The sequence below is a fragment of the Chitinophaga pendula genome (assembly GCF_020386615.1).
Taxonomy (GTDB): Bacteria; Bacteroidota; Bacteroidia; order Chitinophagales; family Chitinophagaceae; genus Chitinophaga; species Chitinophaga pendula.
On sequence record NZ_CP077769.1, the window covers coordinates 2,102,898 to 2,127,031 of the forward strand.

13 protein-coding genes are annotated in these 24,134 nt (G+C 45.2%); 7 read left to right on the plus strand and 6 right to left on the minus strand.

The features are described 5' to 3' along the window. Window positions 1-51: 51 nt before the first annotated feature. From KTO58_RS08035 to KTO58_RS08055, 5 genes are all read right to left on the minus strand, one after another. A complete protein-coding gene (locus tag KTO58_RS08035) occupies window positions 52-2,301 on the minus strand; it encodes a redoxin domain-containing protein (RefSeq protein WP_095839876.1) in 2,250 nt (749 codons plus the stop codon). A gap of 8 nt (window positions 2,302-2,309) precedes the next feature. Next, window positions 2,310-3,707 carry a RagB/SusD family nutrient uptake outer membrane protein gene (locus KTO58_RS08040; protein WP_225860128.1) on the minus strand — a complete coding sequence of 466 codons (1,398 nt, stop codon included), beginning with the start codon at window positions 3,705-3,707 and terminating at the stop codon, window positions 2,310-2,312. 19 nt (window positions 3,708-3,726) lie between these two features. Further along, window positions 3,727-7,167, minus strand: a complete 3,441-nt coding sequence (locus KTO58_RS08045) for a SusC/RagA family TonB-linked outer membrane protein (RefSeq protein ID WP_095841652.1) — start codon at window positions 7,165-7,167, stop codon at window positions 3,727-3,729. A 179-nt stretch (window positions 7,168-7,346) separates the two neighbouring features. Next, the gene (locus KTO58_RS08050; protein WP_225860129.1) at window positions 7,347-8,522 is read right to left on the minus strand and encodes a FecR family protein; all 1,176 of its coding nucleotides are present in this window, start codon (window positions 8,520-8,522) and stop codon (window positions 7,347-7,349) included. A gap of 168 nt (window positions 8,523-8,690) precedes the next feature. Next, the gene (locus tag KTO58_RS08055; RefSeq protein ID WP_157753105.1) at window positions 8,691-9,359 is read right to left on the minus strand and encodes an RNA polymerase sigma factor; all 669 of its coding nucleotides are present in this window, start codon (window positions 9,357-9,359) and stop codon (window positions 8,691-8,693) included. A gap of 313 nt (window positions 9,360-9,672) precedes the next feature. Between KTO58_RS08055 and bioA the strand changes: the two genes are divergently transcribed. Next, window positions 9,673-10,926 (plus strand): adenosylmethionine--8-amino-7-oxononanoate transaminase, encoded by a 1,254-nt coding sequence (gene bioA / locus KTO58_RS08060; RefSeq protein ID WP_095839872.1) that lies wholly within the window; start codon window positions 9,673-9,675, stop codon window positions 10,924-10,926. Here bioA and KTO58_RS08065 read toward each other — a convergent pair. After that, entirely contained in the window at window positions 10,923-11,831 is a 909-nt protein-coding gene (locus KTO58_RS08065; protein WP_095839871.1) for an NAD(P)/FAD-dependent oxidoreductase, read from the minus strand. The two genes, bioA and KTO58_RS08065, sit on opposite strands and share 4 nt — an antisense overlap. A 588-nt stretch (window positions 11,832-12,419) precedes the next feature. On the opposite strand from KTO58_RS08065, the gene KTO58_RS08070 reads away from it, so the two are divergent. The 6 genes from KTO58_RS08070 to KTO58_RS08095 are packed head-to-tail and all read left to right on the plus strand — an operon-like array spanning window position 12,420 to window position 24,038. Then, a complete protein-coding gene (locus KTO58_RS08070) occupies window positions 12,420-15,545 on the plus strand; it encodes a SusC/RagA family TonB-linked outer membrane protein (protein ID WP_095839870.1) in 3,126 nt (1,041 codons plus the stop codon). A 19-nt stretch (window positions 15,546-15,564) separates the two neighbouring features. Further along, window positions 15,565-17,127 carry a RagB/SusD family nutrient uptake outer membrane protein gene (locus KTO58_RS08075; protein ID WP_095839869.1) on the plus strand — a complete coding sequence of 521 codons (1,563 nt, stop codon included), beginning with the start codon at window positions 15,565-15,567 and terminating at the stop codon, window positions 17,125-17,127. A gap of 59 nt (window positions 17,128-17,186) precedes the next feature. Then, on the plus strand, window positions 17,187-19,184 hold the full coding sequence (locus KTO58_RS08080; RefSeq protein WP_095839868.1) for an alpha-galactosidase: 1,998 nt from the start codon (window positions 17,187-17,189) through the stop codon (window positions 19,182-19,184). Between the two features lie 19 nt (window positions 19,185-19,203). Beyond that, on the plus strand, window positions 19,204-21,390 hold the full coding sequence (locus KTO58_RS08085) for an alpha-galactosidase (RefSeq protein WP_225860130.1): 2,187 nt from the start codon (window positions 19,204-19,206) through the stop codon (window positions 21,388-21,390). A gap of 25 nt (window positions 21,391-21,415) precedes the next feature. Next, window positions 21,416-22,435: a GntR family transcriptional regulator gene (locus KTO58_RS08090; RefSeq protein ID WP_095839867.1), complete on the plus strand. Its 1,020-nt coding sequence runs from the start codon at window positions 21,416-21,418 to the stop codon at window positions 22,433-22,435. Window positions 22,436-22,439: 4 nt separating this feature from the next. Next, the gene (locus KTO58_RS08095; protein WP_095839866.1) at window positions 22,440-24,038 is read left to right on the plus strand and encodes a solute:sodium symporter family transporter; all 1,599 of its coding nucleotides are present in this window, start codon (window positions 22,440-22,442) and stop codon (window positions 24,036-24,038) included. Window positions 24,039-24,134: the final 96 nt, after the last annotated feature.

Consider the following 24,134-nt stretch of genomic DNA (forward strand, 5'->3'; position numbering starts at 1 on the left):
GGCCACCGTATAAAACGGTGGCCCTAATGGTTTGTTATGATAATGGTAGGTTTAACTACCGAATATCTCTGCTAATTTAGCATCCATAGCGGCATCATTTTCTCCTCCACTACCGTATCTGCCGATGATCTTACCGCTAGGGTCAATCAATATCTTTGTTGGCAAAGAATGAATACCATAGGCTTCGGATTTGTCTTCACTTTTATCAAAATCATCGCCCACACGCTTTAATCCACGCAACACATGTTTCCAACCGCCGATACCATCTTTGGCCACGGCCTTTTTCCAAGCGGTTACGTTACTATCATCATCACTCACGCCAATGATTTCAAAACCTTTCTTTTTGTATTGTGTATACAACTTCAATAGATGTGGGTTGCCTTTTCTGCAAGGACCGCACCAGCTTGCCCAAAAATCAATCAACACATATTTGCCCTTGAAATCGCTGAGAGCTAAATTTTGACCATTGATGTCTTTTCCACTGAATTCAGTGGCCATGCTGCCTGGTGATCCCGAACGCAAATTGTTGATCTCTGCCAGCAATTCTTTCCCTTCTTCACTTTTTTGTGCCTCGCCCAAACGATCGTAATAGCCTTGTGCTTCGTCAGCCGTCATACTGGGGATGTAAAAACGCAGCATGGTAGCCGTCAGCATAGAGGTTGGGTGCTCTTTAAAGAATTGCATCGCGTTTTGACGTGTTTCTTCAAAGTAAGGTGATAGCGCCGCGCGTGCCGCATAGGCTGCATCCTTTAAGGCCTCCATTTCTTTTTCCGAGGTTTTATATTTGAACCCGGCATCATAAGCTTCGTCAGCCTTATTCGATTGCTCGAGGAGGTACTTGTATTTGTCAGCAGTGATCTTATTTTTTGCTTCAAGGCTTTGGTATAAAGCTTGCGTTTTACTACCTGTTAAAACGGAATTGCTTAATTTGTTGCTATCGAGCCTTAATTGCAAAGTACCTGGTTCAATAAACAAGCGCACATAGCTATCATCCGCTATTTTAGCATCATCTTTTTCGACGATGGTGAGTTGCTTTGCATTGTTGATTTCGCCTTTCAAAGTAAATTGTCCATCTTTAACCTGTATACTATCTTTCTTTTTATTCAGGTAAAAGTAGTACCAGTTGCCTTCTTTACCTCCTGTACCGTTTATAATAAATGCTCTGCTGGTTTTCATTTGTGGCGCTCCCAGTAGCTCCTGCAACTTTTGCATTAACTCGTCGCCATGTAAATTTTTAGCAATGATGATGCCATTGGGGTCTACTAATACGTTGGCGGGAATAGCTTGGATATCATACATTTTACCGGCGGCGTTGTTCCAGAACTTCAGGTCAGAAACGTGTGTCCAGGTCAATTGATCGTCGTGGATTGCCTTTAACCATTTGGCTCTGCCATTGGGTTGATCGAAGGAAACACCTAGTACGGTAAAGCCTTTGCTATTATAGCTTTGGAAAGCTTTGACAACGTTGGGATTTTCTTGCCTGCAAGGTACGCACCAGCTTGCCCAGAAGTCCACGAGCACATATTTCCCCCGAAAATCTGCCAACGAAACCAAGTTGCCCAAAGTATCGGCCTGACTAAACACTGGCGCAGGTTGACCAATGGCTGTTTTCTTTACTACGGTTACTGTATGCAAGATCTTCTTCCCCGGTATATTATTTTTTGCTGCACTACCAAATGAATTGTAGAGCTTTTCCATTTCGTCAATCGACAATTTGCTGCCGAGTTGAAATTGGCTTACGGCACTGCTAATGGGTGAATGTAAGTGTTGCATCACCCACAGTTTTGTAACAACCGTGACGATAGAATCCATGCGATATAAGGCTGGCCGCAAGGCAGCAAAACCTATAGTGTCTTTTTTTGAGTATAATTCTTCGGCTTTTGCATAAAGGTCTTTTCTAGGTTTAATGTCGGCATGATTATCCAAATATGATTCAAAGTCGTTCATATCTTTGATAAATGAGGCACCGCTAGCTTTCGCATCTTTAAATCCCGGGCCATTACCGGTAATGGTTACTTGGCCGTTATCTAAGTACAACCGCATAAAATTTTGCTCGTCGTATCCTCTGCCAATTTGCAGTAAGTAATAACCTCCTGTAGCAGGGCGAAATGTTTTATGATAAGTAAAACTTCCTGCTTTGGAAACAACCGAATCTATCATATCCTCACCTGATATTGGATTAATATATATGATAGTACCTGCTTGTAATCCTTTAATAGTGGCTTTTAAATGCAAATTTTTTTGCGAATAACCTGCCAATGCGCTACAAATGAGCGCAAGGCAGGAAAGGGTTGTTTTCATGATAGTAATTATTTTGTGTAACCTGGATTTTGTTCGCCAATTGATGGGTTTAGTAAAAATTCTCCACTAGGAATTGGAAGAATAAATTGATTTTTACTTTTAATTGATGGTCGTAAAGTTTGAATAGTGGATAACGGGAACCGCAGTAATGCCTGCCATTCTTGTCCGTCTTCACACAATAAGTTTTTACATGTTTCTTTATAAATTTCCATCATTAAATTATCTGCAGTATTAGCATTTTCTACGATGCTAAAATCACTGATTCCTGCTTTTTGCATTACGGTTTTCAGTAACGTTTTTGCTGTTGACAGGTTTCCATTGTTTCTAGTAATAGCTTCTGCTTGCATCAGGTATACTTCTGTTAAACGAAACATATAGCCTACTTCCACTTGCGAACCTAGATACTTTGCAATACCGATGTAGTTTTGGTTGTTTTTGAGTAGCCAACTTACACGCGGATCGTTTTCTAACAGTGTTTTTAATGTTGAAGTAGCAACAATAGGAGGAGTACCAAAATATAAGTAATTATCCCGCTTATTAACTTGCCCGGCATAGGGGACAGTTCCCAGCATCACTTCATTACTACTTAATCCTTTAGATAAAAAAATGTCTTTGAGATTTGTTTCGAGTGTGTAAGGCGAATTTTTGATAATATCGTCAGTTAAAGTGATAACATTGTTATAATCGCCAGCAGCGCCTCTGTTGATTAGCACGCGTGCTTTCAGTGCTTTTGCAGTCCAACTTGTAACGGTAATATTAGCAAATGAAGTAGGAGCGTTTTGAATAGCCTCGTCAATGTCTGCTAATATAAAATCGTAAGCATCTTTTACTCTGCCCCTGGCTCCTGCCATATTATCTGTATTTATAGGCTTCGTGTGTAAGAATACGCCATATTTACTATCAGGGTCTTTATATTCGGCATAGTACCATAGTAACCTGGCATGACCGTAAGCACGCATAAATTTGGCTTCTGCAATGATTGATTTTCTGCGAGATTCGGTGATTTTACTTGTAGGTAAGTCAGTTACGGCGGTTATTACACTATTAGCAGTGTTCACTAAATTGTAAGCAGGCGCCCAGATACTAGTAGCAACAAAGCTGTTAGGCGTAATGAGATTATTTTTAAAATAGTTTTTGTTACCATTGGGATCTTCAACTAAACCGGCTAAATGTGCTTGTGTGACTTCGTGACCATCAGCCGTCTTAGTACTTGGCACACTGCGGTAAGTGCCCGCTTCGGCGAACTGGTAATATACCCCATTCAAAGCCACTTCTGCACTTTTTTGATCAACAACAACGTTACCATCAACTTTCTCCTGGCTCGGTAACGCGTTTAATTGATCCTTACATGAAGAAAGCGCGTATGCTATCATAACTATTGTGATAAGGCTAAATATGTTTTTCATGTTGTTCTTCTTTAGAAAATTATAAACCAAAACGTAAACCAGCCACATACATGCGAACACTTGGAAATGCACTGATATCTCTACCGCCACCAACTATACTACCGGGGTTATCACTTACTTCGGGATCTAACCCTGGATATTTAGTGAGCGTGAATAAATTGGTGCCAGTAAAATATACAGAAGCAGATTTGAACCGTATGCGTTCCAATAGTTTCTGTGGCACATTGTATGCAAGCGTTACTGATCTTAATTTCAAATAAGAGGCATCATATACATTCTCCTGTGATAAAGGATTCGGTATAGGGAAAATAAGTCTAGGCCGGGTACTATTGGTATTGTCGGCATTATACCGGTCCAAAATTCGTATACTCCTATTGGCCAAATTATCGATCGACATGGCGCTTACGTCATTTTGATAGATCAATTTATTGCCAACAGAGTAGGTTAATAGGGTAATTAAGTTGAGGTTGCCGTAACCAAATGTATTGGTGATACCGCCATAGAACTTAGGGTTAGCATTGCCAATCACATCTTCCTCCCTTCTGTCTCGAATAAATTTGTAACTCATATCGCCTATATTTAAATAAGGGTTATAAGCTTGCCAATCTGGAGAGTCTTTTTTATATGCTTCTAATTGCTCTTTGGTTTTGATAATACCTGTTGCAATCGTACCATATAAAAGTCCATATGGTTCACCCTCTTTAATTATACTGGTGTTTAGCCTTGCATTTCTGTTCTGTGGATCACTAAAGGGGCCGCCATTAATGTTTAGAACTTTAGATACATTGCTAGACAGATTTACGGCAACATTCCATTGAAACTTTTTTCGTCGAATAATATCACCCCGCACGTCAATTTCAAAACCTCTATTACGCACTTTCGCAATATTTAAAATCACGCTGCTGAAAGATGAACTGTATGGCGTTGAAACAGGCAACAATAAGCCATCAGTCGTTTTCTCATACAATCCCAAAGTACCACGTAGCCTGCCAGCGAACATAGAAAAATCAAGCCCTATGTCTTTTTGTAAAGATGATTCCCACTTGAGGGATTCATTCCCTAATTGCGATGGAATGAAGGCATTTTTGTTATTATAACTTACCGGTGCAAATAAAGTGCGCCATAAGTTTTCACGAGAAGTTTGCAAACCTGTTTTACCGGCACTAACACGAAACTTTAATTCATCGAGCCATTTCAAGTTCTTTAAGAAGTTTTCTTCAGAAATACGGTAGGCAATTGCTCCTGAAGGAAAATAACCTACCTGGTTGCGCTTTGCAAACTTAGAAGAAGCATCGGAACGACCGGTGAATGTAAAAATAATTTTATCTTTTAACGTATAATTCGCGCGTAAGTAAAAGGAAAGCAATGCATATTGGCTCGAAGGATCACTACCCTTAACAGCGACAGGAATTGCAGCAGAATTCAGGTTGTTTAAGAAGTCGTCATCAGGGTAACCTTTACCAATAGCTGAAAATTCTTTCTTTGTAAATTTCTCCCAAGAGGTACCTAATACTGCATTGATGCGATGATTGTCATTGAAGGATTTATTATACGATAAAGTATTTTCAAAGAAAGAATTAATAGATGTACTTGTTGCTTCAGATCCCGTTCCGCCCCCTGAACTTTCACGACCTAAGACGCCTCCAATGTCTACATAACTAGGTACATAGTTCAGCTGGTTATAATTGTTATAGTTGATTGATACAACTGAACGGAAACGTAAGTCTTTATGAATGTCATAGTCTAATGCTATAGAGCCCAGCAAGATCGTACTTTTTGTTCTGTTAATACCTGATGCCAATGCTAAAGGATTCTGGAAGCCTTGGTAAGCGGTGCTTAAACGGCCTAAAGTAGAATAGGCGCCAAATTGATCATATGGGCTTTCTGTAGGCGGTGCAAACATGGCTTGACCATATACTCCATTGGTTAAATTATTAGTAGTGAAGCCAAAGTCCATGTTAGTTTGCAAACGTAATCGCTTCGTGATTTCATTATCAAGGTTAAGCTTACCTGAAACACGGCTAAAATCGGTGGCAATTAGCACTCCTTCTTGCTTGGTGTATGCTAATGAGGTAAAATAACGAGACCCATTACCACCTCCGCGTACACTGATATCTGCGTTTTGGGTGAACCCGTTGCGCAGTACCAGGCCTAACCAATCGGTATTGGCTTTGCCAAAGAAATCGGGATTATTGATTATAGACTGTAGATTATTACTAGGTGGCTCGCCCAAGCGCGCACGTTCTGTTATTAATGTTTGCACAGCCTCTTTTACAATGCTGATGTACTGTTGTGCATTGAGTACTTTTTCCTTTAGTGGTGTTGACAAACCAGTGTAGTAATTACCTTCCAGCACCGGTTTTTGATTAAATTTGCCTCTTTTGGTTGTGATAATAACCACCCCATTTGCAGCTTTAGAACCATAAATAGCAGTCGCAGAAGCATCTTTCAGAATATCGATCGTTTCGATATCATTTATATTTAATCCTGCTAAGCTATTTAAACCACGAGCGAATGCCCCCGAAACGCTACTATTCATGTTATCTCCACTATAGGTTTCGACTGGATTTACAATTTCTACTGCATTTTTTTGATAGTTATTTTGATTCAGCATTGGTACACCGTCTATAATGTATAACGGGTCGTTAGTGCCCATTAAAGAAGCCCCGCCACGGATTCTGATCTTGGCTACACCACCTGGTGAACCATCGGCTTGCACTATTTGTACACCTGCTGCTTTTCCTGACAAGGCTTGGTCTACACTTGTAAATGGTACGTTTTTTATTTCGGCAGCGCTCACAGAAGCAACAGAACCCGTTAAATCTTTTCTTTTCGCTGTGCCATATCCAATTACTACCGATCCCGATAATTCGGTGGGCTCGATAGATAATTGAATCAATATTTGTGAATGGGTCTGTGTGGCGTCATCTTTAGTGTTGGTTTTAGCGATACGGTAGCGTTGTTTCCTAAAGCCAACGAAGGTAAATTCAAGCATGTTTCCCGCGCTGCCTTTAATGGAAAATTGACCTTTCGCATCTGTTACAGCTATTACACCATTTGTTACGTTTTTTACAGATACGCCGGCTAATGGTTGGAGATTTTCATCTACGACACTACCTTTTACCTCTGGTTCTGCTATCTCGGTGTTGTTGACAGAAGAGCTGACAAGTGGTTTTAGAACGATGATTTTATCTTCAATGTAGTGATAAGTAATAGGTTGATCAATCAAACATTTGTCCAGGAATTGGTTGATCGGCAAATCTTTTACATCGAGAGAAATTGGTTTGCTTGTTTTCATTAATTCGCTAGTATACAAGATGTTATAGCCGGTTTGCCTTCGTACTTCCCGGATTGCATTTTCAAGTGAACTGTTGCGGAAGGAGATGGTCACATTTTGTGCGATTCCCGTGGCGCTTAGCTTTAAGCAAGCGATTAAAATAAATGCGGTTGTTAATTTCATAACCAGCAGTTTTTGGCGAATGGGAGTGGCTAGGTATAGCATTTTCCCATGCAAAGTCAATTTCATACTTTTGCAGTGTTTGAGTTTACGATTAAGATGCATTAATAGCTTGTCAACGACTCAAATGTTTGCCGGCGGTGTAGCAGCACTTCCGGCTTTTTTATGCGTTGAACGGCGACCTAGATTGGTTTTGATACAAATACTTTTTTCCCTTCGATGCTGAATTTTACACTCTTAGTTGATTCTAAAGTTTTTAAAATAGTACTGATGTTTACATTGCGGGGGAGTGTACCCGAAAAGTGAATATCTACCGGTGTTTCATATACAACTTCTATATCATACCATCGTACGAGTTGTTTCATCACCGCCGCAATATTTGCATTCTCGAAATAGAAGATATCGTTCTTCCAGCCCAATACAGCCTCTAAGTCGGGCTTTGTAATTTTCCAGTTTTGTGTAACGGGATCATATCCCGCCTGTTCGCCCACTGTAAGCAGCACGGCTGTTTTAGGGCCTTTAACATGTACAGCCCCTTCTATCAATGTTGTACGCCATAATGCTTCGTCTTCGTATGCCATCACATTGAAATGTGTACCTAATACTTGGATTTCTACCTGTGGAATTTTTACTTTAAACGGAGCCGAAGATTTGGCCACCTCAAAATAGGCTTCTCCTGTTAATGTGATGTTACGCGCCGAGTCGGGAAAGTTGACCGGGTAAGTGATTGATGATGAAGCGTTTAACCATACCATGGTACCGTCTGATAATTGCAACTTAAATTTTCGGCCGCGAGGTGTATGGAGTGTGTTGTAAATGATCTGCCCCGCTGTCCCGCTTTTATTGTAAGCCAATGCGCCATTTTCCTTGGTTACGGCGGCATCTCCCTGATCCGTTAACTTCCCATTGTTAACGTCGTCCAATGAAACCTGGGAACCATCGGATAATGTAAGCACGGCACCCGTCTTGCCTGGAGGTACGTCGTTCTTAAAACGCTGTTGTTGCGCTATAGGTAAATTGACAGGTGAATGATCTTGCAGCAACCACCAACCGGCTGCAAGTAGTAATATTAACGCAGCGGCCGCTGGTAACCATTTTCGCATGGCAAATATGCGAGGCGGTGTAGGTTTGGCAAATGACATTTGTGCACTTATTTTTTCCCACGCTTTATCAGTAGGAAAGTGTTGCTGCAACTCAATGATGTTAGCCGTTAGCCATTTCTTTTCCGTAAGCCGTGTAAAAGTAAGTTCATGCTGCGGGTTGGCCTGGCGCCATTCGTTGAGCCGTGCCAGATCTTCCGCGTTGATCTCGTCGCGTAAATATGCTATAATAAACAAGTGTATTTGTTGTGGCTCCATGTTTTTTGGTTGATATATGAATGCCCTCTATCAGGTAAACGAACAGTGAATGATTTTAACCATCCCTTTTCGAAAAAAAAATGGAACGACTAAAAAACGGATTCGGATGTGGCTTGTTATAATGGCTACAGGCGTAATTTTGAGCCTGTTAATAGGGGGGATAGAAATTTATTGTAGCGGGGGATGAAACTGGTGTAACAAATAGGCCTGTAAAGAGATGGTACCCCAAAGGAGTGTGTCCATATATCCTTTTTGTTGCAAGAACCATTGCAGGTGCTTGATAGCTTTTGCTTTTTGGTTAAGTACGGTTTGTGGCGAAAGGCCCAGTTCTTCGGCCACAACATTGGTTTTCTTACCCTCGTAAAACAAAGCCTTAAATACTAACTTACATTGTGTAGGTAGGTTCTCGATTTCCTCGTACACCGATTGTAATACCATGGCCGTAATCTCTAAGGTATCTTCTGCTGCGGGTGCTTGTTCTATATGCACGATTTCTGCGTGCGCCTGTTGGTGGCGTTTCTCCTTCCGCAAATAATCAATGCAAGCATTTTTTACTGTGGTAAATAAAAATGATTTTACAGCTGCTAATGTTTGGAACTGTTCTTTGCGTTGTAAGAATTTTAAGAAAGCATCGATGGCTATATCTTCTGCTTCTTGTTGTTGCTGCACCAAACTTTGCGCATAATACCCCAATGAGCTATAATATAAGCGAAACAAGTGGTGTATGGCCTGTTCGTTATTCTCAATGACTCCTTTCAGTAAATCAATATTTGGTTGGTGTAACGGCATGCTCAATCTGGTGGAAAGATAAAACAATTCCCCTAATATATCGATCACCCATCATCAAATATTTTTTTTATTATATGTCATTAGTATTATAATTATTCTTTTTTATACTATAACCTCCACTCCTAAATATGTTCTGGTTCCATTGCTATGGTTTCCCTTTAGTATCGTAAAATGGCCGGCGACATGGTATCATAGATAAATAATTATTCCAAAAAGAAGGGAATTCAACTTCCCATTTTTGTATTAAATCTTCCGATTGCTTTCTTACCGGATGGTCCGCAGATATAGGTTTGTCAATGAAGGGTAGAATGATTTATTTTGCGGTGCCATTGAGTGTTGGCAAGAACTATAAAGCAGATCTATGTTGTGGTATCCTTATATGCAAATGCGGCACGTTGATCGTGTACCTAAGATGACGGCTGGTAATGGCGTAGTGATGCACCTGGAGGACGGCCGGTCATTGATAGACGGTATTTCGTCGTGGTGGGCTGTTATACACGGTTATAATCATCCGAAGTTGAATGCGGCGCTGATGGCGCAGGCAGGTAAGTTTTCCCATGTGATGTTGGGCGGGATGACACATGCGCCAGCGTTAGACCTCGCGGAAGCCCTGGTCAGGATAACACCAGCCGGGCTTAATCATGTGTTTTTCTCTGACAGCGGGTCAGTAGGGGTGGAAGTGGCATTAAAAATGGCCATTCAGTATTGGAGTAATGTTGGCGTTGCCGGTAAACATAAGATCATTTCGCTGAAGAATGGTTACCATGGTGATACTTTTAAGGCAATGGAAGTGAGTGATGACTCTGATTTTTCCAGGGCTTTTTCCGGGGTGTTACACCGGGGATATACGCTGGATATACCTGCGGGTGGATTTGACGCTACGGCGGCACAGATACAGCCGGCGGTAGATGCATTGGCAACCTTGTTGAAGGAAAATGGACCGCATATAGCGGCATTTATTGTAGAGCCTATAGTGCAGTGTGCTGGTGGATTTAATATTTATTCTCCTTTATATCTGAAAGCAGCCCGTGCGCTGTGTAGTCAATACGATGTATTGCTGATCTTTGACGAGGTGGCTACCGGATTTGGGCGTACGGGTACCTTATTTGCAGCGGAACACGCTGGTATAACTCCGGACCTGATGATACTTGGGAAGGCCTTGACGGCCGGTTATCTGGGGCATGCGGCCACACTTGCGACCTCTGAGGTGTACAACAGCTTCCTGGGTGATAGCTATGAACAGGCGCTGATGCATGGACCTACCTTTATGGGTAATGCGCTTGCCTGTTCTATTGCGTTGGAGAGTATCAACATCATCGAAACGGAAAACTACCTGGAAAAGGTCAAAAATATCAACGGATTTATTACCGAAGTCTTTTCAACGATGGTATCTCCTGCTATCGTGGAGAAGAGGATCATAGGCGCTATTGGTGCTATTGAGTTCACGGATGCAGCACTTTTAAATGGCTTCAAATCCTATGCCATGGAAAAGGGGGTATGGTTACGCCCTATTGGGAACATTCTTTATGTCATGCCGCCTTATATCATCAGCGAAGTGGAATTACGGGAAGTGATGCAGGTGATATACGACTGGGTGGCACAGATCAGCGATTAGAATTGTTCTTTACAGCGTTCTGCATTTATTGCTGCGCCGGCTAATGCACCTGCGGCTACCGAACTGGCGACTGAGCGCATGGGGGTGGTATTATCCCCGCCGGCAAAGACACCTTCGATGTTGGTTTGCTGGAACGGACCTACTTTGATAAAGCCTTGTTCTGTAAGTTCGCAGCCTAATTTTTCGGGTATATCAGAGGATTGTGTAAATGGAATGGCCGCATAAACGGCATCGAAGTTCATCTGTTGTCCATCGCTGAAAACGACCTGTTGGACGTGCCCGTTCTCATGGATAATCTCGGTGACCGGCGTTTCGATGACGGGAATGTTTTGTTGTTCGAGTTTACTGCGTTGGTCGTCGGTGAAGTCGGCTTTTGCATTTGTCAGGACGGTGAGATCTTTTGTGAGGTTGTGTACCAGTGAGGTGATGTGCATGGCTTTTTCGCCATTGGCCATGATCGCTGTTCTCTGTCCACGGAATTCATAACCGTGGCAATAGGGGCAGTGAATCACGGAGATGCCCCAGCAGGTGGTGAACCCTTTGATATCGGGCATCTGGTCGACTATGCCGGTTGCGAAAAATAACTTCTTGCTCTCAAACCGGTCTCCGGACTGTGTTGTAATTTCGAATCCTTTCTCTGTCTTCCGGCCCTCTACGGCTGTACCCTCATAGAATTGTATGGTCGTGTATTGTTCTACCTGTTGCCTGGCGACGGTAGCGATCTCTTGGGGTGTTTTACCATCCTGGGTCAGGAAATTGTGGGAGTGCGGTGTTTGCCTGTTGCAAGGTTTTCCTGCGTCTATTACCAATACGTCTCTTAATGAGCGGCCCAGTGACATAGCAGCAGCCAATCCGGCGTAGCTACCACCGATGATAATTACATCAAATAGCTTATGTGTAGTCATTATATTCCAGTTTAGCAGGAGAGGAGTAAGTTATTCGTTCCCCCTGGTAGTGCAAAACTAAGGAATATTTCAATTATTTGAAACAATGTTGCATAATTATACTTGTCAGTTAACTGATGAATGCGAGTGCGAGGGCTAAATTGGATATCTGTACCAGTTTTGTATTTTCTACGGCGACGATATTGCAAAATGCGGGTATTTTTTCTTTTCAGTTGTCTGATGGATATCGGTGGACAGAGTGCCTGTTCGTCTTCTTTGGTGGGCGGTACGTAGCGTTGTGTATTGAAAGGCGGTAAGGTGTGGGCGGTGAGGCGTGATGTGTGTGTGTTTGGCATTCATCTTTGCCAGCTAAAAAAATAAAACTTGGAAATCCCAAACTAACATTATATTTGTTAAGTAGAACAGAATAGAACAAACCAATCAAAATCTATGAAATGAAGCTACTGTCGGCTATTTAGTTTGTATGTGGCGTCAATTTGTGGGAATCGGGTACAAAAATTTAAGTTTCACGTTTATTGGGGGAATGCCAATTATTTATTACACCTGTCATTAAAAGTATCTTTTACAAAACACTTTATGCTTCACGTTATGCATGCAAAAAATGCTTCTAAGCGGCTATGTTTTCTGCTGTTCGTCATAGCTATGCTTACCGGGACTGCGCCACTTTTTGCCCAGGGCGGCAAAATTTCCGGGAACGTCACTGATATTAAAGGAGAGCCGCTTCCCGGTGTGTCGGTGAAGCTGGTAGGCACTAAAACCGGTATGGTTACGGATACGCGCGGTGCTTTCGAGTTGAGTACCAGCGGGGATAAGGGGACGCTGGAGTTCAGTTTCCTAGGTTTTGAAACGCAGGCGGTATCTTTTTCGGGGCAGTCGGCGTTGCATATTAAGATGCAGCAGGCTACTGCCAATGTAGATGAGGTGGTGGTAGTGGGTGCGCGTATGAAGAGATCGGATCTTACCGGTGCGGTGGCGACGGTGGATTCGAAAAAGCTGTTGGAGCGACCTGCGACGAATATTAACCAGGCATTGCAAGGTAATGCTGCCGGTGTTTTTGTGAGTAATGGTACGCGTCCCAGCGATGATGCTTCTATCAGGATCCGCGGTATCAATACGATCAATGCCGGCTCTTCACCTATTTATGTGGTGGACGGGGTGATTATGGAGAATAACCAGGGCGGTTTTAACGCTATTAACGTAAACGATGTCGCATCGATAGAGGTGCTTAAAGACGCCTCTGCTACGGCGCTTTATGGCTCCCGGGGTGCGAACGGAGTGATCGTGGTGACGACGAAGAGGGGGCAGCGCCGTGGAGGTGACGGGTTGGTGACGTATGATAGCTGGGCGGGGGTATCTGATTTTACGCGGATACCTAAGACGCTGAATGCGCAGGATTTGTTTGCGTTGCGTCTGGATGCTTATGCGAACGGTTATATGAAGGATCATCCGACAGCCAATCGCCAGGATTACATTGACAATACGCTCTTGAAATCGAATATTGCTTTTTCTGAGCAGGAGTTTGATACGTATAATAAGAGGAAAAGTTATAACTGGCTGGACCAGGTGACACGTACCGGTTTTCAGCAGAATCATGCGCTGAGTTTTTCCGGCGGTTCTGAGCGGGGGATATTTTATCTAAGTGTTGGATATGCCGGTAATAAGGGTGTGGTGGAGCATACCAAGCAGGATAAATATACCGGACGTTTTAATGCGGAGTACAATGTGAAGAAGTGGTTGAAGGTTGGTACTAATACGGGCTTTACCCGTACGAATGACGGCATCCCTTCTGACGATGTATATGGCAAGGCGCTGAATGCTAATCCGCTGCTCAGTTACGACGGATATCGTGATCCGGCGACGCGGTTTACGCCGAATTATCTGACTATTTATTACCGTTCTCACGGGGAGCAGAACAATAATGACTTCAATCCATTTAACTCATTATTGATCCAGCGTGACCGTTCCCGCAACCGTCTTACCACCTCTAACTATATAGACATTACGCCTATTAAAGGGTTGGATATCCGTTCCAGCTATTCTCTTGACTACGGTGCGCAGGATTGGTTTGAGTTCACGCCGCATAATATCCAGGAGGCGGTACGTCATTATAACGGGGATGCCCGTGCCAAACATGAAAGGTGGAGTGATACTTACTGGCAATGGGACAATACGGTTACGTACAATACTACTATTGCGAATGATCACCGGTTGACGGTGTTGGCGGGAACGAGTACGAGCAAACGTCAGTCTAACTATACGAAAGCGCAAGGGGACCGTTTTGCCAGCGATGATCTATCTTATCACGATCTGGGCGGCGCTGCGGCGATTCCGAAGACGGTGATCGGGTCTGATTTTTATGCCTATACTTTGATGTCTTTTATTGGCCGTGCTAACTACAGCTATAAGGATAAGTATTTCCTAACGGCGACTGCCCGTTACGATGGGTCATCCCGTTTTTCTGAAGGAAATCGCTGGGGTATATTCCCCTCTGTGTCTGCGGCCTGGGATGTGACGAAGGAGGATTTTATGCGGGATGTGACATTGTTCAGCCAGTTGAAGCTACGTGTAGGCTATGGTGTGGTAGGTAACCAGGATATCAACAACTACGCTTTCCAGACCTTGTATGGTTCGAAGATAGATAACGGCAATGCGTTGATCTCTAATGACGGTCGTCGTGGGAATCCGAATATTACCTGGGAGAAACAGAAGCAGAGCAATATCGGTTTGAACATGAGCCTACTCAAATCCAGGTTGACGATCACTGCTGACTTCTTTGATATCAACAATGATAACCTGTTGCTGAACCGTTCGCTAGCCAGCACTACCGGTTATAATCAGCAATGGGAGAATATTGGCCGTGTGAACAACAGGGGTATGGAGTTTTCCGTGACAGGTGATATCATTCAGAAGAAAGATCTTAACTGGACGGTATCCGGTAATATCTCTTTTGATAAGAACAGGGTGACGCGGTTGTATGGTGACCTGACGGCGATCTACAACTTAAACGAAAATTCGATCCAGCGGGAAGGTAACGTGTTCCTGGGGCAGTCGCTGCATACTATTTATACGCTGGTATCCGGTGGTATAGCGCAGGAGTGGAACCGTAAGGAGTGGGAAGGATTGAACTATAATGGTAAGACGGTAGGATTGGGTGATTTGTTTGCCCGGGATATTTCTGGTCCTAACGGGGTGCCTGACGGTGTTGTGGATCAATATGACAGGACGGTGGTTGCGAAGACGGATCCGAAGTTCTACGGCGGATTCTCGACTAATCTCAATTATAAATCTTTCGGGTTGAACGCGATGTTCACTTATTCTTACGGTGCGAAGAAGACCAGTAGTTATTATGAGACGCTGATCAATAGTGTAGGGGAGAGTATGGCCTCTGTGGATCTGTTGAAGCGTTGGACGCCGGAGCATCCGAATACGAATATTCCCCGTGTGATAGCGAACACGAGCTACAACCGGTATAATCCATCTGATCTTGATTATGCGTTGCAGGACGCCTCTTTCCTGCGGTTGTCGGCGGTTACGCTTTCGTATAATTTACCAGCGCGTTTGTTGAGTGCCTGGAAGCTGAACAATCTGCGATTGTATGTTACTGGTTCTAACCTGTTCTGTATTACGCCATATAAGGGTATGGACCCGGAGACCGGTGATTATGGATATCCTCCTATTAAATCGTTTGTATTCGGACTGAATGTAGGTTTTTAACATCAACAACTAGCTTATTATGAAACGCACAATAAAATGGACACTGGTAGTGGGATTTGCACTGTTCACTACCTCCTGTAATAAATTCCTTGATGAGCGGAGTCAGACCAAACTTGATGAGAGCCAGGTGTATTCCGATGTGAACCTGGTGGAGACCAGTTTGAAGGGGCTGTATGCCAGCTGGAAGGCTATCCGTACGGATGAGCAAGGCCTGATTATGATGATGGGTACGGATGAGATCCAGCAAGGAGCTTTCCAGATGAAGGGGGATGCGAATAAGGGTGGGCTGGACCGTTTTGACGGTAACCTGAATGCTACTTTGAATCATCTTACGAATCAATGGAATCTTCGTTGGTTGATTGTGAATGAGGCTGCGAAGATCGTAAAGGGGTTAGGTTCGGGTACGCTGGTACCTGATTCCCGTGAGGCGAAGCTGGTAGGGGAGGCTTCCTTTATCCGCGGTTTTGTGGATTTGCAGTTGGCGATGTATTGGGGGGAAATTCCTATCCGTGATCTGAACCGGGAGGCGGAGTTGGGATTTCGCCGGCAGCCTTTGAAAGATGTATGGGCGTATATCATTGCGGATTTGCAGCGGGCGGCGGATAACTGTCCGAAGAGCAATACGCCGGGCCGTGCGACGGCAGGTGCGGCATGGGCGATGTTGGGCAAGGCATATATGTGTGCGCCTGTGTCTACCGGGCTACGTGATTTTTCCAAGGCAGCTGCCTGTTTTGAGAAGATGATGGGTAATTATTCGTTGGTACCATACAAGGATCTGTGGGATTATAACAAGCCTAATACGCCGGAGTCTATTCTGGAGTTCCAATTTGATTTCAATTATCCTAACAATAATAAGATACAGTTCCAGATAGGCTCCCGTGCGGTGCAGGCTTTTTTTGGGGACGGCTGTTATTATTCGGGATATGACAAGATCGTGCCGACCCAGTATGCTTATGCTACTGTGGATAATGGTGGTATTTGGGAAGCCGGGGATCTGCGTAAGGAGGAGAGTATCCGTTATGATTTTACTTACTATGGTCAGACGCCTACGCTGGACCCTATTAAATGGGAGGATCTGGGTCCTGATCATGACGAGTTGTTGCCGCATGTTAAGAAGTATGAGGATTTCCGTACGGATAAACATTCCGGCAACAAGATCGATAATATGTGGAACTCTGGTAAGAACATACCGGTATTGCGGTTGGCGGATGTTAAGCTCAGTTATGCGGAATGTTTGAATGAGCTGAACCGTACGGGTGAGGCGGTGAATGTGGTGAATGAGGTTCGTACGCGTGCCTGGGGAGGTAATTTACCGGATGATAAGCGATGGAAGGTGACTTCGCAGGAGAACTTCCGCAGGGATATTATGGATGAGCGTATGCGCGAGTTGTTTGCGGAGGACTGGCGTCGTATAGACCTGATCCGTACGGGTAAGTTTGTGGAGTATGTGAAAGCCCGTAATAAGTGGGCCAGACAATCTGGTACTATTCAGGCATTCCAGATAATATTCCCTATTCCTGAAACGGAAATAAAGCTGAACCAGGACATTAAACCTTCGGATCAGAATCCTGGATATAATTGATCATTATTGTAAAACCGAGCAGGTCGTTGCGTAAGCGGCGGCCTGCTTTTACCATTATTATGAGAAAGATACTACGGATTGCCCCGCGTATTATGACAGCGGTGGCTATGTTATTATTGGTATGTACGGTTCAGGCGGCGGTGCCCGGTGATTGGAAGATCGTATACGACAAGGGGAGCAAGGCATTGCGGATTACGAGTGGGGCTTCCAAGGTGGATTTGCAGTTGTATGCTTCGTATAAGTGGAATGGACGGTTGGTGACGGCGAAGGATTATGCGAGGCATACGGTGGCGGTGAAGGCGGTGCGTGATGCTTTTGGCAGGGGCAGCCTGTTGCAGGTGACTTACCGGGATGGGCAGTTGCCTACGCTGGTGCAGTCATTTTATCAGTATGCGGGGAAGGATTACCTGTTGACTGATTTTACGCTGGAAGGTGCTGGTGGTAGTATTGCTTCCAATTATATGGCGCCGGTGAACCTGGCAGATATTACACCTGTGGTGGGGGAGGGACGTGGGCGTGCGCTTTTTGTGCCATTTGACAATGACAAATGGATCCGTTTCCAGTCGCACCCATTGGATTTTACTACGCTTACCAGTTATGAGACGACTGCTGTTTTTGACGGTGACAGCCGTAAGGGGCTGGTGGTAGGCTCGGTGGAGCATGATTTTTGGAAGTCGGCGGTGCTCATGGATAAGGCAGGGGGTGCGTATACACTTACCTGTTATGGCGGTGTGGCGGATTCTACTACCCGTGATCTATTGCCTCACGGCGCCAGGGAGGGGAAGGTGATCAAATCGCCGAAGGTGCTATTGGGCGTGTTTAGTGACTGGCGGGTAGGTATGGAAGCGTATGGGGCTGCTAATGCGATCGTTGCTCCGCCGCGGGCCTGGAAGAAGGCTATGCCGATGGGGTGGAATAGTTGGGGGGTGTTGCAGTTCAATATCAGTTATCAGAAGGCGTTGGAGGTATCTGATTTTTTCCATGAGGAGTTGCAGCCGCATCATTTTGTGAATGGTGACGGTGAGGTGGTGATTGGTTTGGATTCCGGGTGGGATCGTTTTACGGAGGAGCAGCTGAAGGATTTTGTACGCCACTGTAAGGCGAACGGGCAGATGGCCGGTATTTACTGGACGCCATTTACGGACTGGGGTAAGCGACCGGATGCTGCTATTAAAGAAGCGCCGCAATATAGATTTAAAGATGTTTATATTTATGCTAACGGCCAACCCCAGGAGCTGGATGGTGCTTATGCCATAGACCCTACTCATCCGGCTATTGAGCAGCGAATGAAGGAGGTATCTGCGCTCTTTCGCAGATGTGGTTTCCAGTATGTGAAGGTAGACTTTATGGCGCACGGCGCTATCAACGGTGATAAGTGGTATAATACTGGGGTGAGATCTGGTATTGCTGCTTATAACTATGGTATGCAGTTGCTGGACAAGTATTTTGGAGATATGTATATCAACCTGTCTATTGCGCCTATTTTCCCGGCGCAGTATGCACAGTCGCGCCGTATTGCCTGTGATGCGTGGAATAAGATCAAGGATACGGAGTATACGCTGAACGCGGTATCGTATGGCTGGTGGATTGACAAGATCTACCGGTACAATGATGCGGACCATGTGGTATTGCAGCAGGCATCGGAAGGGGAAAACCGGGCCCGTGTTACGTCGGCGGTTGTTACGGGGCTTTTTATTTCTGGGGATGATTTCAGTAAGGAGGGAAGTGAGGAAGGTAAGGTGAGGGCGAAGCAGTTCCTGACGAATGCGGAAGTGAATGCAGCGGCGATGGGGCGTAGTTTCCGTCCGGTGGAAGGTACGGGTGAGCGATCTGAGGATCAGTTTGTGTTGGAAGACGGGAAAGGAAATATTTACTATGCCATTTTCAATTATACGGAGGAGTTGCGATCTGTGAAGCTTTCTTTGGCGCGGTTGGGATTGGATGTACGTAAACGTTACCAGTTGCGTAATTTATGGGCGCATGCGGATATTGATGCGGCGCAGCCGTTGCAAGTGCCGGCGAAGGACGTTCTTTTTTTAAAAATCAGCAGCAAATAGCTAGCAATAAATTATAGCCATGATCAAAAAGACACTATCCATTTTGTTATTCCTGATTGCTGTGTTGCAAACAGCGGTTAAATCGGAGACTATCCATGTATCTACCCGTGAGACTGAGTTGGTGTTGCAGACGGCTCAGAACGGGCGTCTTTATCAGCTTTATCTAGGGGCTCGTTTATCTAAGCCAGAGGAGTATGCTAACCTGACGGCTACGATGAAGGCGCGTAGTGATGGTCAGGCCTGGGAGGTGTATCCGGTGTCGGGTACGGAGACTTATTTTGAGCCGGCCTTCGGGATACGGCATAATGACGGTAATCCGGCGACGGTATTAACGTATGTGTCGCATGATCAGCGAAAGATATCGGATGATGTGACGGAGACGGTGATTACGATGAAGGATGTGTTGTACCCGGTGCAGGTGAAGTTGTATTACCGTGCTTATTCGAGGGATAATGTTATTGAGTCCTGGACGGAGATCAGCCATAAGGAAAAGCGGGCGGTGAATATTAACCGTTATGCCTCTTCGATATTGTACTGGAAGCGGTCCAGTTATTTCCTGACGGAGTTTAGCGGTGACTGGGCGAAGGAGGCGAATATGAGTACTACGCCATTGAGTTTTGGTAAGAAGGTAGTGGATACGAAGTTGGGAGCGAGGGCTAACATGCATGTGTCGCCTTTCTTTACGGTGGGATTGGGGGATACGCCCCGTGAGCAGGAGGGCCAGGTGCTGATGGGTACGCTGGGGTGGACCGGTAATTTCAGTTTTACGTTTGAGGTAGATAATGAGCATAACCTGCGGGTGGTTTCGGGTATTAATCCTTATGCATCTGATTATACGCTGGAGCCAGGTAAGGTGTTTACGACTCCGGCTTTTATATTTACGCTCAGTAACGAGGGGGTCGGTAAGGGCAGCCGGGATCTGCATAGATGGGCACGCAGTTATCAGCTGAAGGACGGTAAGGGAGACCGGTTGACGCTGTTGAACAACTGGGAGTCTACGGCTTTTAATTTTAACGAGACCAGTCTGGATTCGTTGACGGCGGAGGCTAAGTATCTCGGCGTAGATATGTTCCTGTTGGATGACGGTTGGTTTGGCAATAAGTATCCCCGTCATAGTGATACGCAGGGGTTGGGAGACTGGGCGCCTACCAAGGATAAGTTGCCGAATGGTGTGCCTGCGTTGGTAAAGGCGGCTACCCGTAATGGTGTGAAGTTTGGTATCTGGATAGAGCCGGAGATGGTGAGTCCGAAGAGTGAGTTGTTTGAGCAGCATCCTGACTGGGTGGTATTGTTGCCGAACCGGGAGCATTATTACTTCCGTAACCAGCTGGTACTGGATTTGAGTAATCCGGCGGTGCAGGATCATGTATTTGGGGTGGTGGATCACCTGATGACGGAAAATCCGCAGTTGGCTTATTTGAAGTGGGATTGTAACAGTCCGTTGACCAATATTTATTCGCCATATCTGAAGGACCGTCAGAACAATTTCTATGTGGAGTATGTGCGTGGTTTGTACAAGGTGTTGGACCGGATCAAGGTGAAGTATCCTGATCTGCCTATGATGCTTTGTTCTGGTGGCGGTGGACGTACGGATTATGAGGGGTTGCGTTACTTTACCGAATTCTGGTGTAGTGATAATACTGATCCGGTGGAGCGGTTGTTTATTCAGTGGGGGTATTCCCAGTTTTTCCCCTCTAAGTCTATGGCGGCGCATGTGACGAGCTGGAATCATGATGCTAGCATCAAATTCCGTGTGGATGTGGCTATGCAGTGTAAGTTGGGATTTGATATTAATGTGAAGGAGTTGCGTCCGGAGGAGCAGGCATTCTGCCGGTCGGCGGTGGCTACTTACAATCGGGTGAAAAATACTAACTTCAACGGTGATCAGTACCGGCTTGTTTCTCCATATGAAGGTAATCATACTGCGTTGATGTATGTGAGTGAGTCGCGGGAGCAGGCGCTTTTGTATGCTTATGATGTTTATCCCCGTTTTGGAGAGATGCTTTTAGCGGTGCGTTGCCAGGGGTTAGATCCGCGGCAAAAGTACCGTGTGAAGGAGATTAATCTGATGCCTGGTGTACAGCCGGAGGAGGCATTTAATGGCAGCAAGGTGTATTCGGGAGATTACCTGATGAAGGTGGGGCTGGAAGTGTTTACGACCAAGAAGCTGCATAGCCGTGTACTGGAGCTGGAGGTAGTGAAGTAGCTATTTAACAGATCAATAAGCAGGAATGGAAGCAATTTTTGAAAAGATACAGGAGTTGGAGGAGGTGCCCTCTTATTCTAAGCATGAGCGATTTGTGGAGGGTATTGTGAACGCTATCAATGAGAAGCTCATTGGGGTGGGTGATCCATTGCCATCTGTGAATGCTATGATATCGGGGTTGGGGTATGCGCGTGAGACGGTGATGAAGGGCTACCGGGAGTTGCAGAGCCGGGGATTGATCGAGTCAAAGAACCGGTTGGGTTATTTTGTTTCGGATGATAATACGCGTCAGTCGCTGAAGGTGGCGTTGCTGATGTATACTATAGATACTTTCCAGGAGCAGTTTTACCGTAGTTTTCGTAATGAGCTGGGGCCAGATGTGCACCTGGATGTGTTTTTTCATCACGGTAACATTGAAGTATTCGAGACGATGTTTTCGTTGGTGAAGAACCGTCATTATGGTATGTATGTGATATCTCCGATCCATCATCCCCGTACGCGGCAGTTGTTGCAGACGATCCCGCAGCAGAAGTTGCTGATGTTTGACCGATATGAGCCGTTGGAGGGGGCGTTTAATTATGTGGTGCAGGAGTTTGAGAAATCTTCGTATGCTGTGTTTGAGCAGCTGGCGGGTGTGATCAAACAGTTTGACAAGATGATGTTCTTCCATAATCCTGATTCGTTGTTTCCGCCGGAGATTGTGCGGTCTTTCAAGCGATTTATTCAAAAGCATAAGATCAAGGGGGAGGTATTGCGGGAGTATGAGCCTGGGTCGGTAGAGAAGGGGGTGGTGTATTATGTGAATGAGAATGCGGAGTTATGGAACTTGTTAAGGGATTGTATTGCTCAAAAGATAAAACCGGGAAAGGATATTGGTATCCTTTCCCATAATGACGAGCCGGTGAAGGAGCTTGTGGGTAATGGTATTACGACTTATTCGGTTAGTTTTAGTGAGATGGGTAAGCGGGCGGCGCAGGCAGTGCTTCGCCGGGAGCCGGTGCAGGAGGTGTTGCCTACGCGGCTGATCAGACGTAATTCGCTTTGATCTTATGAATGTTGGTGCTTTACTGAGTTTTCTGTTAGTTACCTTGCTGGTGGCCTGGATCTCCTGGTATAAGACCCGGAAGGAGAACCTGCAGACTGCTGCGGGTTTATTTTTTGCCAACCGCAACCTGGGTTTCCTGGTAGTGGGGGGCGCTTTATTTTTTACGAACATCAGTGCGGTACAATTTGTCGGGGAGAATGAGCTTGTGTATACGAATAACATGAGTGTGATGGCATGGGGGTTATCGTCTGTGTTTGCGATGTTGCTGGTGTCGGAGTTTATTATGCCGGTGTATCTGCGAAGTGGGATCTCTACTACTCCGGATTTCCTGGAGGAGCGTTATGATACGGGTACGAAACGATTTGTTTCTGCTATTTTCCTGTTGAGTTATATTGTGAATATGTTGCCTTCGGTGCTGTATAGCGGTGCTGTTACTTTTAACGGACTGTTTCATGTATCGGAGTTATTGCATATTGATCATTGGGTCTCGATCTGGATGCTGGTGTGGCTGATCGGGTTGATAGGTTGTTTGTATACGGTATTGGGGGGATTGAAGGCGGTGGCTATTTCGGATACGGTGTTGGGGGTGGGTATGTTTGCGGGAGGAATTTTGTTGCCGTATGCGGCGTTGAAGTATTTAGGACAGGGGTCTGCTGGGGATGGGCTTGAGATTTTGCTGGCTTCGCGTCGGGATCATTTCAATGCGATTGGGGGTGTTGAGGATTCGGTGCCCTTTGGTACTATTTTTACTGGTATGTTCCTGGTCAATCTTTATTACTGGGGTACGGAGCAGTATATTGTGCAGCAGGCGCTGGCATCGCGTAGTCTGGCGGAGAGTCAGAAGGGGATAGCGGTAGCTTGTGTGGGTAAGATTATTTCTCCCTTGTTGTTGAATATTCCGGGGTTAATTGCGGTGCAGTTGTATCCTCATTTGCAGAACACGGCGGAGGTATTTCCGCGGATCGTGAGTGATGTATGTTCGCCGATGCTGACGGGTTTTATGGCAGCTATTGCTTTTGGGGCGGCGCTTACTACTTTCAATGCCGGACTTAATAGTACGAGTACACTATTTGTGCTTAACCTCTATAAACCTTTTCATGAATGGCGGCAGCGGGCGGTGAGTGAGCGGCAGCTGATCCGGGTGGGGAAGCGGTTTGAGATGTTGGTTTGCCTGTTGGCGATGATCATTGCTCCTTTTATTGCGTTTGCGCCGAAGGGTTTGTATACTTATATTCAGATGGTAAGCGGCCTGTTCAGTGTGCCGATCTTTACGATACTGGTGGTGGGGTTGTTGCATAAACGTATGCCTGCTATTGCGGCGAAAATAGGGTTGACCTTTTTCATTATTACTTATGCTCTTTCCCAGCTGGTGGTGGATACGAGTTTACATTTCCTGCATGTGCTGGCGATATTGTTTGTCGTGACGGTATTGCTGATGTTAGGGATAGGCGCGCTATATCCCCGTAAGGAACCATTTGTGCAGCAGTGGAACAATGTGGTAGACTTAAAGCCCTGGAAGCGGCGGCATTGGTATACGATTTTATTATTACTGGCGATGGTGGCTTTATTTGTGATTTTCTCCCCGTTAGTGTTAGCCAGATAGTCCATATTACCGGTATTTGAATGGCAAGCTTGTGAAGTAAGGGATTAGGCGTATCGGCTGTTATATCATCGTATTATCAGCAACAGGTAAGTGAAG

Excerpts from the sequence above, each read along its gene's own strand:
- KTO58_RS08035 (WP_095839876.1), bottom strand. The coding sequence starts at position 2,301 with ATGAAAACAACCCTTTCCTGCCTTGCGCTCATTTGTAGCGCATTGGCA.
- KTO58_RS08040 (WP_225860128.1), bottom strand. The coding sequence starts at position 3,707 with ATGAAAAACATATTTAGCCTTATCACAATAGTTATGATAGCATACGCG.
- KTO58_RS08045 (WP_095841652.1), bottom strand. The coding sequence starts at position 7,167 with ATGAAATTAACAACCGCATTTATTTTAATCGCTTGCTTAAAGCTAAGC.
- KTO58_RS08050 (WP_225860129.1), bottom strand. The coding sequence starts at position 8,522 with ATGGAGCCACAACAAATACACTTGTTTATTATAGCATATTTACGCGAC.
- bioA (WP_095839872.1), top strand. The coding sequence starts at position 9,673 with ATGTTGTGGTATCCTTATATGCAAATGCGGCACGTTGATCGTGTACCT.
- KTO58_RS08065 (WP_095839871.1), bottom strand. The coding sequence starts at position 11,831 with ATGACTACACATAAGCTATTTGATGTAATTATCATCGGTGGTAGCTAC.
- KTO58_RS08070 (WP_095839870.1), top strand. The coding sequence starts at position 12,420 with ATGCATGCAAAAAATGCTTCTAAGCGGCTATGTTTTCTGCTGTTCGTC.
- KTO58_RS08075 (WP_095839869.1), top strand. The coding sequence starts at position 15,565 with ATGAAACGCACAATAAAATGGACACTGGTAGTGGGATTTGCACTGTTC.
- KTO58_RS08080 (WP_095839868.1), top strand. The coding sequence starts at position 17,187 with ATGAGAAAGATACTACGGATTGCCCCGCGTATTATGACAGCGGTGGCT.
- KTO58_RS08085 (WP_225860130.1), top strand. The coding sequence starts at position 19,204 with ATGATCAAAAAGACACTATCCATTTTGTTATTCCTGATTGCTGTGTTG.
- KTO58_RS08090 (WP_095839867.1), top strand. The coding sequence starts at position 21,416 with ATGGAAGCAATTTTTGAAAAGATACAGGAGTTGGAGGAGGTGCCCTCT.
- KTO58_RS08095 (WP_095839866.1), top strand. The coding sequence starts at position 22,440 with ATGAATGTTGGTGCTTTACTGAGTTTTCTGTTAGTTACCTTGCTGGTG.